The sequence below is a fragment of the Streptomyces sp. NBC_00328 genome, assembly GCF_036139655.1.
In the GTDB taxonomy this organism is placed as follows: domain Bacteria; phylum Actinomycetota; class Actinomycetes; order Streptomycetales; family Streptomycetaceae; genus Streptomyces.
Genome location: NZ_CP108013.1, coordinates 8,417,811 through 8,429,704, shown reverse-complemented (window position 1 = coordinate 8,429,704; position 11,894 = coordinate 8,417,811). Strand labels below are relative to the sequence as shown.

Here is an 11,894-nt window from a genome sequence, read left to right as displayed (position 1 = left end):
GGCGGGTCCGGGGTCGGATTCCGCGGCGGGTCCGGTGACACACCGGGCGAAGGATTCCGTGACGGGCCAGGAGCGGGATCGGACGGCCGGTGCGGCGGGAGAGCCGGTGGCTCGGCGGCAGGTTCCGGTCGCCATCGTCGGCATGGCGGTGCTGATGCCGGGGGCCCGGGATCTGGAGGCGTACTGGCAGAACCTGCGGGACGGCGTGGACGCGATCGGAGAGGTGCCGCAGGGGCGTTGGGACGCCGGGTACTACCGCCCCGGCACCGCGTCCGCACCGGCCGTCGCCGACCAGGTGTACTGCCGCAGGGGCGGGTTCGTGGACGCACTGGCCGAGGTGGAGGTGACCCGGTTCGGGATCATGCCGAACTCGGTGGCCGGTACCGAGCCCGACCAGCTCATCGCGCTGCACGTGGCCGCCGCGGCCCTCGCGGACGCGGGCGGCCCGGACCGGCTTCCCGACCGGCGGCGCGTCGGTGTCGTTCTCGGCCGGGGCGGCTACCTCACCCCGGGCCTGGTCCGGCTCGACCAGCGGGTGCGCACGGCCGGTCAACTGGTGCGCACCCTGGGCGAGTTGTTACCGGAGTTGACGGCCAGTCAACTGCACCGTGTACGAACGGCGTTCACCGACCGGCTCGGCCCCGACAGCCCCGAGTCGGCGATCGGCCTGGTGCCCAACCTGGCCGCCTCCCGGGTGGCCAACCGGCTCGACCTGCGCGGCCCCGCCTACACCGTGGACGCCGCCTGCGCCTCGTCGCTGGTCGCGGTCGATCAGGCGGTGGGCGAACTCTCCTCGGAGCGCTGCGACCTGATGCTCGCCGGAGGCGTCCACCACTGCCACGACATCACCCTGTGGAGCGTCTTCTCCCAACTGCGCGCCCTCTCCCCCAGCGAGCGCATCCGCCCGTTCCACCGGGACGCCGACGGCCTCCTCGTCGGCGAGGGCACCGGGGTCGTCGTACTGAAGCGGCTGGCCGACGCCCGGCGCGACGGCGACCGGATCTACGCGGTGATCCGGGGCACCGGGGTGGCGAGCGACGGCCGGGCCGCAGGCCTGGTCAGCCCCGATCCCGGCGGTCAGGCGAGTGCCGTGCGGCAGGCATGGCTCGCCGCCGGACTCGACCCGGCCGCGCCCGGCTCGGTCGGCCTGCTGGAGGCACACGGCACCGCGACCCCGGCCGGCGACGCGGCCGAACTGGCCACGCTCGGCGCGGTGTTCGGCCCGGCCGAAGGACCCGACGGAGACCGCGCGGTGATCGGCTCGGTGAAGTCGATGATCGGGCACACCATGCCCGCCGCCGGGGTGGCCGGACTGGTCAAGGCCGCCCTCGCGGTGCACCACGCGACGCTGCTGCCGACCCTGCACTGCGACGACCCGCATCCGGCGCTGGCCGCGACCCGCTTCCGTACGCTGGAGAAGGCCGCCCCTTGGGAGGTCCCGCCCGGTCACCCGGTGCGCCGGGCCGCCGTGAACGCCTTCGGTTTCGGCGGGATCAACGCGCACGTGGTGCTGGAGGAGGCACCGGCGCCCGTCACGACGGCGCCCGCTCCGGCAACCGGGCGCCCGGCCGTGCGGGTCGCCGAGCCCGAGCGGGTCCTGCTGCTCGCCGCTGACGGCCCGGGACCGCTCGCGGCCCTGCTGGACACCGACGACGCCGCGGTACGCGCCGCCGGACTCGACCCCGCGCTTCCCCATCCGGCCGCGGGCCGGGCCCGGCTCGGCATCGTCGACCCGACCGCGAAACGGCTGGCCCTGGCCCGCCGGGCGGTCGGCCGGGGCCGCGCCTGGCACGGCCGGGGCGACGTCTGGTTCCGGCCGGGCCCCCTGCTCGGTCCCGGGCACGGCAAGCTCGTCTTCGTCTTCCCCGGTCTGGAGAGCGAGTTCTCCGCGCGCGTCGACGACGTGGCCGCGCACTTCGGACTGCCCCGGGCGGCGCCCGAGGGCGACCCCGTCGGCGACGTGGGCCGGCACGGCCTCGGCGTGGTGGCCGTCGGACGCCTGCTCGACGCGGCGCTGCGCCGCCTGGGTGTCGTGCCGGACGCGGTCGCCGGGCACAGCGTCGGCGAGTGGACCGCGATGACGGTGGCCGGGCTGTACTCCGGGGACGAGGTCGACGCCTTCATGGCGGGCTTCGATCCGGACACGGTGACGGTGCCGGGTCTCGCGTTCGGTGCCGTCGGCGCGCCCGCGGAGCGTGTACTGGCCGCCCTGGAACAGGAGTTCACGGGCGCCGGCCTGGTGCTCTCCCACGACAACGCGCCGGGCCAGTCGATGGTGTGCGGGCCGGACGGCGCGGTCGAGGACTTCGTCCGGTCGTTCCGGGCCCGCGGTGTGCTCGGCCAGGTGCTGCCGTTCCGGTCCGGCTTCCACACGCCGATGCTGGCGCCCTACCTCGGGCCGATCAGACAGGCGGCGCAGCGGTTCCGGCTGCATCCGGCCACCGTCCCGGTGTGGTCGGGGACGACCGCGGCGCCGTTCCCCGAGCGGGAGGCGGAGGTACGTGATCTGTTCGTCCGGCACCTGCTGGAACCCGTGCGCTTCCGGCAGTTGACCGAGGCCCTGTACGCGGCGGGGCACCGGGCCTTCGTCCAGGTGGGCTCCGGGCAGCTCGGGTCGCTCGTGGGCGACACCCTCGGCGACCGCGACCATCTGACCGTGGCCGCCAACTCCCCCCGCCGCACCGGCCTCGCCCAGTTGCGCCGGGTGGCGGCCGCGCTGTGGACGGCGGGGGCGGCCGTCGCCCCCGCCCTGCCCACCGGGCCCCGTACGGGCACCACTTCAGGAGCCGGATCCGGATCCGCCGACGGCGGCGCCCTGTCGGCGCGGCCCCCCGTGCGACTCGACCTGGACGGCGCGCTCATCTCGCTCGACGGTCCGGAACTGGCTGACCTGCGCGCCGAGTTGGGAGCGGCCGTCTGCGCTCCGGGCGCCCCGACCCCCGCGCCGGGTGCGCTGCGCGGGCTCACCGACCGGTTCCCCGGCGCCGCCGAACTGGACGCCCTGCTGCGGGACACCGCGGACACGGCGGCAGCGCTGATCACGGCGCGGCCCGCCCGCCGGCCGGCCGCCACGCCCCCTCCCCCCGACCCCGCCTCTGTCCCCGTGCCCGCCCCTGTTCCCCTCCCCGTCTCTGCCCCCGTCTCCGTCCCGGCTTCCAGACCCGTCGCCGAGACGCGAACGGCGGCCGGCGACGCGGCGGCGGGCACCCTCGTACGAGCCTCCGTCGTCCGCGTCTCTCCGGAGACCATGCCGTACCTGCTCGACCACTGCTTCTTCCCCCAGCGGGCCGGCTGGCCGGACGTGGCCGACCGCTGGCCGGTCGTCCCGGCGACCACGATCGTGCACCACCTGATGGACGCGGCCCGGCGGGCGGCGCCGGGCAAGGTACCGGTCGCGGTGCACGGCGCCCGGTTCGAGGAGTGGCTGACGGCCACCCCCGCCGTCGACGTACAGGTCGCGGCGAAGTCCGTGGCACCGGACCGCCTGGCCGTGTCCTTCGGCCCCCGGGCCCGCGCCACCGTCGAACTCGCCACCGGCTACCCGGCCCCGCCGCCCGCCCGCTGGCGGACCGACCCCGCGAGCGAACGCGCGCCCCTGCACACCGCGGCGCAACTGTACGGCGAGCGCTGGATGTTCCACGGCCCGGCGTTCCAGGGAGTCACCGAACTCACCGCGCTCGGCGAGCGGCACATCCGCGGGATCATCACCACCCCGGCGGCGCCGGGCGCCCTGCTGGACAACGTCGGCCAGATCCTCGGCTACTGGATCATGGCGACCCGCGCCGAGCGGACGGTCGTGTTCCCGGTCGGGATGCGGGAGATGCGCTTCCACGGCCCGCACCCTGCCCCGGGAACGAAGGTGGCGTGTCTGGTGCGGATCACCTCGCTCACCGACACCGTGCTGGAGGCCGACGTACAGCTCTCGGTGGCGGGCACGGTGTGGGCGGAGCTGCGCGGCTGGCAGGACCGCCGGTTCGACAACGATCCGCACACCCGGCCGGTGGAGCGCTTCCCCGAGCGCAACACCCTGTCCGAGGCACGTCCGGGCGGCTGGTCGCTGGTGCACGAACGGTGGCCGGATCTGGCGTCGCGCGACCTGATCATGCGCAACTCGCTGGGCGGACAGGAGCGTTCGGAGTACGCCGGGCACGCGCCGCGCGGCCGGCGGCAGTGGCTGCTGGGCCGGATCGCGGTCAAGGACGCCGTACGGCAATGGCTGTGGGACCACGGCGAGGGCCCGGTGTTTCCCGCGGAGCTGCGGGTACGCAACGACAGCGTGGGCCGTCCGTACGTCACCGGGGTGCACGGCCGGGAACTGCCCCCGCTGGACATCTCCCTCGCCCACCGCGCCGAGGCGGGCGTGGCGATCGTACGGCCGCACACGCCCGCTCCCGGTCCTGGCATCGACATCGAGGAGGTCACGGCCCGCGACCCGCAGGCGATGGCGACGGCGCTCGGCGCGGACGAACGGCGGCTGCTGCGCGCGCTGTGCGCCACCGGCGGCGGTACCGGCACCGGCACCGAGGCGCTGTGGTTCACCCGGTTCTGGGCCGCCAAGGAGGCGGTCGCCAAGGCGGAGGGCACCGGCTTCGGCGGCCGGCCGCGCGACTTCGCCGTGCTGGAGGCGGCACCGGCCGGGGACGAGCTGATCGTCTCGGGGCGCCTGGAACGCGCCTACGCGGTGCGGTGCGCGCCCGCCGCGAACCCGCCCGGACTGACCGAACGGGCCTATGTCGTGGCCTGGACCACAGGACCGATCGGACCGACGGGACACCCCCACGAGGAGGAGTACGCCCGATGAAAGCCACCCCCCACCCCGCGGACGCCATCCCCCGCCCTGCCGACGCGGACCTGGTCCTCGCCGACATCGCCGGACTGCTCACCCGGCTCCTGGAGGACGAGTACGGCCTCGACGACGTCGAGATCGGCATGGCGACCACGTTCAACCGCGATCTGGAGCTGGAGAGCATCGACCTGGTGACGCTGTCGGGGCTGCTGGAGGAGCGGTACGGCGGGCGGGTCAACTTCGCCGAGTTCCTGGCCGGGATGGAGTTCGACGAGATCATCGGGCTCACCGTGGGGCAGCTCGTCGCCTACGTCGTGACCAGCCTGAAGGCGGCGGAGGCGAGCTGACGCATGGCGATGGTCGACGCCGGTGGACTCCGGTTGCACGTACAGCGGATCGGCCCCCGGGACGGCCGGGCGGCCACCGCGACCGCGGTACTGGTCCACGGTCTGCTCACCGACAGCCTGGCCAGCTACTACTTCACTGTGGCGCCCGCCTTCGCGGCGGCCGGCCTCGACGTCGTCATGTACGACCTGCGGGGCCACGGCCGCAGCGAACGCCCGCCCGACGGCTACACCCTGGACCACAACATCGACGACCTGCGGGCGCTGCTGGACCGGCTGTCGGTGACCGGACCGGTGCACCTGGTCGGCAACTCCTACGGCGGGACGATCGCGTTCGGCTTCGCGGCCCGCCACCCGGAGCGTGTGGCCAGCGTGTCCCTGATCGAGTCCGAACCGGCCACCGCCGCCTGGGCGTCGAAGCTCGGCGGCATCCTCGACCGGGTGGTGGCCCAACTGGCGCACAACGAGCCCGAAGCCCTCGCGTGGATCACGGCGAACCGTGGCCACAACACGGCCCGGCTGGCCCGGGGCGCGGCCCGGCTCGCCCGGGACACCACCCTCGGACAGGACATCCCGGCCAGCAGCGTCCTGACGGACGATCAGATCGCCGCGATGCGCCGTCCCGTGCTCGGCGTGTACGGGGGTGATTCCGACCTCGCCGAACTCGCGCCCTGGTTGGGGTCGTTGCTGCCGGACTGCCGGACGGTGGTGATCCCGGGGCACGAGCACTCGGTTCTGGTGGAGGCGGCCGGGACCGTGGGCGGTCACATCCTGGCCCTGATCCAGGGGACTTCGGCGGCCCGGAGCGTGGGGGCCGAGGCCCGGTGAGCGGATTCCTGTTCGTGGTACCGCCGTTGGTCGGGCACATCAACCCGGCCGTCGGGGTCGCCGACCTGCTGCTCGCACGCGGACACCGGGTGGCGTGGGCCTGCGCCGACCCCGGTCTCGTGGGACGCCTCGCGGGTGACCGCGCCCCGGTGTTCCCGTGCGCCGGGCCGGTACCGGGGGTGGGCGAGGCGCGGCGGCCTCCCGACCTGCGGGGACCGGAGGCGCTGAAGTTCCTGTGGGAGTGGTATCTGCTGCCGCTGGCCGAGGCCATGGCGCCGGGGGTGCGGGCGGCGGTCGAGACGTTCCGTCCGGACGTGGTCGTCGCCGACCAGCAGGCGTTCTCGGGCGGACTGGTCGCCGAGCGGGCGGGGCTGCCGTGGGCCACCTCGGCGACCACCTCGGCCGAGTTCGCCGACCCGCTGGCCGGGCTGCCGAAGGTCACGGAGTGGCTGGCGGAGCGCCTGGCGGGCCTGCGCGGGTCCGTCGGGGATCCGGCGGGCGACACCGATCCGCGGTTCTCGCCGCATCTGGTGCTGGCGTTCAGCACGGTGGAGCTGGCCGGCCCGGCGGCCGCCGCGCGGGGCGGCCCGATCCGCTGGGTCGGCCCCTCGGTCACGGCCAGACCGGCCGCGGCCGGCTTCCCCTGGGACTGGCTCGACCCCGGCCGGGCCACGGTGCTGGTGACCCTCGGCACCGCGAACGCGGACGCCGGCGGGCGCTTCCTCGCCGTCTGCCGGGAGGCCCTGCGCGCACGGGCCGACCGGGTACAGGGGGTTGTCGTCGACCCGGGGAACACCCTGGGCGCGGACGCCGCCTCGTCACGGGGCGGCGTCCCGTCCCCGGACGGCACCGGTGCTCCGTACGGCACCAGGGCTCCGTACGGCGCTCAGCCCTCGCCCGGCCACGACAAGGACCTGCTGGTCCTGCCCTCCGTACCCCAACTCGCCCTCCTCGAAAGGGTCGACGCCGTGGTCTGCCATGCCGGTCACAACACCGTGTGCGAGGCGCTGTGGCACGGGGTTCCGCTCGTGGTGGCGCCCATCCGCGACGACCAGCCGGTGGTGGCCGGGCAGGTGGTGGACGCGGGGGCGGGCGTCCGGGTCAGGTTCGGCCGGGTGACCGCCGCCAAGCTGGGCGCCGCGCTCGACGCCGTACTGCACGAACCCGGGCACCGCGCGGCCGCCGAGCGGATCGGTACGGCGTTCCGCGCCGCCGGCGGTGCGACGGCGGCGGCTGACAGCCTCGAACAACTCGCCTGGGAGTACCGATGAGTGAGCAGACGGATCGACCGACCGGACAAGCCGCCGAGCAGCCGCCCGGGCAGAACGCCGGCGAACCGGCAGGACAGGACGCCGAACAGCCGCCCCGGCACGACACCGGGGAACCGGCCGGACAGGCCCCCGAGCAGCCGGCCGGGCAGGACGTCAGGGAACCGGTCAGGGAGCCCGGCCGTGCCGAGCGGGTGGCCGGGCTGCGCCCCGGCTACCTGGCCGATCTGGCCGAGGGCACGGGCCGCTTCTTCGAGCCGCCGCGCACCACCTGCCCCTGGTGCGGATCCGGTCGGCTCACCACCCGTCTGCGCACCACCGACCTGCTCCAGCACAAGCCGGGCCGGTTCGTCCTCGACCGGTGCGACGCCTGCGGGCACGTCTTCCAGAACCCCCGGCTGAACGAGGCCGGGCTGGAGTTCTACTACCGCGACTTCTACGACGGGCTCGGCGAGAAGAGACTCGGCGACACCTTCGGCGGCCGCGCCGGGATGTACCGCGACCGCGCCGAGTCGATACTGCCGTACGACTCCGTCCCGAAGACCTGGCTCGACGTCGGCACCGGGCACGGCCACTTCTGCGCGACCGCCCGCGAAGTGCTGCCCGGCACGGCCTTCGACGGTCTCGACTTCACGGACGGCGTCGAACTCGCCGCCCGCGAGGGCCGGGTGGAGCACGGCTACCGCGGCGCCTTCCCCGACCTGGCACCGGAACTCGCCGCCCGCTACGACGTGGTGAGCATGTTCCACTACCTGGAGCACAGCACCGACCCCGACCGTGAACTGAGGGCCGCGTGGCAGGCGGTGCGGCCCGGCGGACATCTGCTCATCGAGGTCCCGGACCCCCAGAGCCGCTACGCCCGGCTGCTGGGCCGCTGGTGGCTGCCCTGGCTCCAGCCGCAGCACCTGCACTTCGTGCCGGTCGCCAATCTGCGCCACCGACTGGCGGAGCTGGGGTTCACGGTGGTGGCGCAGCAGCATGCCGAGCCGCACGATCCGGTGGACCTGCTCGCCGCCGTCTGGCTGGCGCTGGACCACGCCGCTCCGCGCGAGGACGCGCCCTGGCTGCCGAGGCCGCCGGGCGCGCTGCGCCGGGCCGGGCGTACGGCCCTGCTCGTCGCGGGGATCCCGGCCCTGGTCCTGGCCACGCTGCTGGACCGGTTCGCGGTCCGCCCGCTCGCGCGCCGGCTCGGCGTGTCCAACGCCTACCGCCTGGTGGCCCGCCGGGACTGACCGTGTACGACTCCGAAGGCCGTGGGCGGACAGGCGGGGGTCGACCCTTGGGGCGCCGAGACGGAAACTACTTGCCATGTTGGAAAGTAAATGCCAGTCTGGCATGAGTAAGCGCACCCCGTCGTACGGAAGCCGGAGACCCCATGAACACCTCAGGAGCGATGCGGCCCGGCCCCGAGTCCGCCGCCGAGGCGCTGCGCACCGCGCGGGCCGCCGAGAACTCGGCACGGCAGTCGGCGCGGTCGGTGCCGGCCTGGTATCCCGCCGCCCACGGCCTGTTGCTCGCCGCGGCCATGAGCGGCTTCGGCCTGGCGCCGGTGTGGCCCCGGTGGCAGGGCTGGATCCTCGCGGCCGCACTGCTCTGCGCGGGCACCTTCCTCGTGGTGACCTGGAGGGTTCAGCGCGTCTCCGGAGTCGCACCGTGGTTCGCCCGGCGCGAGCGCGGGACCGCGTGGCACGCGTGGATCCTGCCCTTGATCCCCTTCGCCGCGGGCCTGGTGGGGGCCCTCCTCTTCGGTGGCGCCGGAGCGTTCACCGGATTCGGCGTGGTGGCCGGCGCGGTGTCCTGGATGCAGGCCGGTCGCGCGCGTGCCGGTGCCCGGGAGTCGTCGTGACCGACGCGGGCCCGCCCGGCCTGGAAAAGGAGATCCACCACCCCACCCGGCTGACGGTGGCCGCGTTCCTCTCCGGTTGCGCCGAGGCCGAGTTCAGCACGGTGCGTGACTACTGCGGGGTCAGCGATTCCGTACTGAGCAAGACGGTCGCCGCGTTGGAGAAGGCCGGCTACGTGAGCGTCCGCAAGGGCTACTTCGGCAAGCGGCCCCGCACCTGGCTCGCCCTCACCCTGACCGGCCGCAAGGCGCTCACCGCGCACCTGGCCGCCCTGGAGGCGCTGGCCGGAGCCGCCCGCCGGGCCGGAGCCGAGGTGCAGGACACCGGTGGTGCCGACGGGGAGCCGACATAGAAATACCGCTGGGAGCTTGACGGGGCACACAGGCACCCGGCGCCCACGCCTCGACGTACCCACACCCCGGCGTGCCCACAGCCGACCGCGCACAAGGCCGTCAGGGACGGTCCGGGCCCAAGGCGTCGCGGACTGCGGCCAGGATGGCCTCGGTGTCGGCTCCCAGCGCGCGGGCGGAGGAGATGAAGTCGCGGGCGAGGGTCGCGAGTTGGGAGGCGTCGGGGCGGGCCGGGCCGGCCGGGGGTGCCGCGACCCGGGAGCCCGCCCCGCGGCGGGTGCGGATCAGCTCGGCGGCCTCCAGCTCGCGGTAGGCGCGGGCCACGGTGCCCGGTGCGAGGCCGAGGTCCGTGGCCAGCTGGCGCACGGTCGGCAGCCGGTCGCCCTCGGCCAGCCGTCCGGTGAGGATCAGCGCGCCGAGCTGGGCGCGGATCTGCGCGTACGGCGGCACCTGGCTGGTGGTGTCGACGCGGACGACGGGCTCATGCATGGTCGGGTGACTCCTCCGCCGCGTGGTCGTTGACGGCCCGGGGTGCCACCAAGGTGACCAGGGACCAGACGACGGTGAACAGGTTCAGCAGGGCCAGCGGGTAGAACACCCAGAAGGTGAGCGCGCCCATCGCACCGGGGCAGCCCGTCTCCGTCAGCGAGACGGAGAGCATCAGCACGGCGTACAGTTGCTGGCTCGACACCAGCAGGCCCCAGGCCCCGGTCACCGCCCACGCGCGGTCGCGACGCTGCTGCTCCATGCCCGGTCCGTGGGCGATGCGGCGCAGGGCCCACACGCAGGTGGGAGTGGCTATGGCTAGTGCGCCGAAGATCGGAAGGCTGTAGTACAGGCCGGGCCAGGGGCCCAGGGACGTCCGCATCCCGTTGCAGGTGACGGCGACGACCTTCCCCGTGGTGAAGAGCCGGTCGGAATCCACGGAGGCCGTGACGGCCGCGATCGCCAGCAGCACGGTGAGCGAGAGCCCCTGAAGGGCGACCAGGGGGCCCATGCGCGGTGGCACATGGTCTCTGACCAGGCGCGGGGCGAGACTCGCGGTGCGTACCGCGTCCTGGGGGACCAGGGTCAGCGCGTCGGCGAGAAGGACGCCCGCCACCGCGCACAGGCCGAAGGCCGTGATGCAGAACACGACGCGCTGCTCGAACTCGATGTCCCCCAGTGTGGACACCGCCTGTGCGGCGATGATGCCGATGGCCAGGCCGGACCAGCGGGCGTAGTGGTCCGCGTGATCGAGGAAACGGCTCTGGAGCGGGGCGTCGTCGAGCATGGAGAGATCTCCTCAGATCATCTTGTACCAAGCGGCGAGTACAAGATGCCGTAGAAGAAATCTTGTGTCAAACATGCGATACAAGATGGGGCGGAGAGCGACGGGCCGAGGGAAGGACTCGCGCGCGGGAATCCCGACACGGGCGTGCGCCGCTCGGTCGAGCGCGCACGCCGCGCCACGGAGCAGCGCTCCTCGACCGGCTGAGGCAACGGATCGACGACGGGACCGCGCGGGCGGCGCTGCGGGCGTCGGGCTCCCCGCTGAGCGGCGGAGGTGCGCGGGACCGTACCGTCCCCTCCGCGTCGTGGTCTCACGCGGCGGTGGCGTCGGCCTCCATCGTCATGCGGGCCACGTGGAGCGCCAGGTAGGAGACCTCGTCCTCGCTCAGACGCCGTCCCAGACGCAGCTCGACGATCGTCGCCAGCTGCTGCGCGGTGCGGGTCGCCTCGGGGTAGTACTGGCGGATGCCCTTCCCGATCGTGGACTCGTGGCCCGTGAGCTGCCGGTGCTGCTGGATCCGTACGAAGAGGTAGCGCACGTGGGTGATGAACCGCGCCACGCTCATGGCCTCGTGGGAGACGTCGATCCCGTACCGCTCCCGTATGACGGCGAGCATCTGCTGGATGACCCCGGTCATCGTGTACGTGAAGGACAGGTCGCCCGAGACGAAGCCCGCGTTGACCAGGTGCAGCGCGAGCGGGGTCGCCTCGGATGCCTCCAGCCGCGGGCTCACGTGCTCGTTGACGGCCTGGAGCAGAAGCTGCGCCTGGGCGTACTCGGTGGCGTACAGGGTCTGCACCTCGGCACGCAGCGGGTACTCGATGACGATGCCCTGCGCGGCCCGGTCCAGCGCGCCGGCGATGTGGTCGGCGACGGCGATGGCGAGAGTGGGGCGAGTGGACTCGCGCCCCTCGATGCCGACATCGCCGAGGGCGGTCACGACGGCCTCCAGGACCTCCTCGCTGATGAGGGCGAGGGCCTCGGCCAGATGGTGGGGATCGGCGGCGGGGCCGGAGTCGCGGTCGTCGGCCGGGACGAAGACACGCTCGATCAGCGCGGGGTCGACGGGCTTGCCCTGGTGGGAGCTGAAGCCGATGCCGCGCCCGGTGAGGATGACCGGCTGGTCCTTCTCGTCGCTCGCGAGGACCACGTTGTTGTTCAGGACACGCAGAGCCTTCACCGTCGGCCCTCCTTTCCGTCC

10 protein-coding genes are annotated in these 11,894 nt (G+C 74.1%); 7 read left to right on the top strand and 3 right to left on the bottom strand.

The genetic code is table 11. The features are described 5' to 3' along the window. The first annotated feature begins 106 nt into the window (after positions 1 to 106). The 7 genes from OG485_RS36880 to OG485_RS36850 all read left to right on the top strand — a co-directional run bounded on the left by OG485_RS36880 (position 107) and on the right by OG485_RS36850 (position 9,422). A complete protein-coding gene (locus OG485_RS36880; RefSeq protein ID WP_328672867.1) occupies positions 107 to 4,801 on the top strand; it encodes a polyketide synthase in 4,695 nt (1,564 codons plus the stop codon). Further along, positions 4,798 to 5,133, top strand: a complete 336-nt coding sequence (locus OG485_RS36875; RefSeq protein WP_328672865.1) for an acyl carrier protein — start codon at positions 4,798 to 4,800, stop codon at positions 5,131 to 5,133. The genes OG485_RS36880 and OG485_RS36875 overlap by 4 nt, the downstream gene beginning before the upstream one ends. 3 nt (positions 5,134 to 5,136) lie before the next feature. Continuing rightward, the gene (locus tag OG485_RS36870) at positions 5,137 to 5,958 is read left to right on the top strand and encodes an alpha/beta fold hydrolase (RefSeq protein ID WP_328672863.1); all 822 of its coding nucleotides are present in this window, start codon (positions 5,137 to 5,139) and stop codon (positions 5,956 to 5,958) included. Continuing rightward, positions 5,955 to 7,229 carry a glycosyltransferase gene (locus tag OG485_RS36865; RefSeq protein ID WP_328672862.1) on the top strand — a complete coding sequence of 425 codons (1,275 nt, stop codon included), beginning with the start codon at positions 5,955 to 5,957 and terminating at the stop codon, positions 7,227 to 7,229. Before OG485_RS36870 ends, OG485_RS36865 begins: the two co-directional genes overlap by 4 nt. Then, positions 7,226 to 8,458, top strand: a complete 1,233-nt coding sequence (locus OG485_RS36860) for a methyltransferase domain-containing protein (RefSeq protein WP_443048837.1) — start codon at positions 7,226 to 7,228, stop codon at positions 8,456 to 8,458. Before OG485_RS36865 ends, OG485_RS36860 begins: the two co-directional genes overlap by 4 nt. 143 nt (positions 8,459 to 8,601) lie before the next feature. Next, on the top strand, positions 8,602 to 9,072 hold the full coding sequence (locus tag OG485_RS36855) for a hypothetical protein (protein WP_328672861.1): 471 nt from the start codon (positions 8,602 to 8,604) through the stop codon (positions 9,070 to 9,072). After that, positions 9,069 to 9,422: a transcriptional regulator gene (locus tag OG485_RS36850; RefSeq protein ID WP_328672860.1), complete on the top strand. Its 354-nt coding sequence runs from the start codon at positions 9,069 to 9,071 to the stop codon at positions 9,420 to 9,422. Before OG485_RS36855 ends, OG485_RS36850 begins: the two co-directional genes overlap by 4 nt. A gap of 100 nt (positions 9,423 to 9,522) precedes the next feature. Here OG485_RS36850 and OG485_RS36845 read toward each other — a convergent pair whose 3' ends face one another. The 3 genes from OG485_RS36845 to OG485_RS36835 form a co-directional block, all read right to left on the bottom strand. Next, entirely contained in the window at positions 9,523 to 9,909 is a 387-nt protein-coding gene (locus tag OG485_RS36845; RefSeq protein ID WP_328672859.1) for a GntR family transcriptional regulator, read from the bottom strand. Next, a complete protein-coding gene (locus OG485_RS36840) occupies positions 9,902 to 10,693 on the bottom strand; it encodes a hypothetical protein (RefSeq protein ID WP_328672858.1) in 792 nt (263 codons plus the stop codon). Before OG485_RS36840 ends, OG485_RS36845 begins: the two co-directional genes overlap by 8 nt. A 310-nt stretch (positions 10,694 to 11,003) precedes the next feature. Then, positions 11,004 to 11,873 carry a PRD domain-containing protein gene (locus tag OG485_RS36835; RefSeq protein ID WP_326784236.1) on the bottom strand — a complete coding sequence of 290 codons (870 nt, stop codon included), beginning with the start codon at positions 11,871 to 11,873 and terminating at the stop codon, positions 11,004 to 11,006. Positions 11,874 to 11,894: the final 21 nt, after the last annotated feature.

Excerpts from the sequence above, each read along its gene's own strand:
- OG485_RS36875 (WP_328672865.1), top strand. The coding sequence starts at position 4,798 with ATGAAAGCCACCCCCCACCCCGCGGACGCCATCCCCCGCCCTGCCGAC.
- OG485_RS36870 (WP_328672863.1), top strand. The coding sequence starts at position 5,137 with ATGGCGATGGTCGACGCCGGTGGACTCCGGTTGCACGTACAGCGGATC.
- OG485_RS36860 (WP_443048837.1), top strand. The coding sequence starts at position 7,226 with ATGAGTGAGCAGACGGATCGACCGACCGGACAAGCCGCCGAGCAGCCG.
- OG485_RS36855 (WP_328672861.1), top strand. The coding sequence starts at position 8,602 with ATGAACACCTCAGGAGCGATGCGGCCCGGCCCCGAGTCCGCCGCCGAG.
- OG485_RS36845 (WP_328672859.1), bottom strand. The coding sequence starts at position 9,909 with ATGCATGAGCCCGTCGTCCGCGTCGACACCACCAGCCAGGTGCCGCCG.
- OG485_RS36840 (WP_328672858.1), bottom strand. The coding sequence starts at position 10,693 with ATGCTCGACGACGCCCCGCTCCAGAGCCGTTTCCTCGATCACGCGGAC.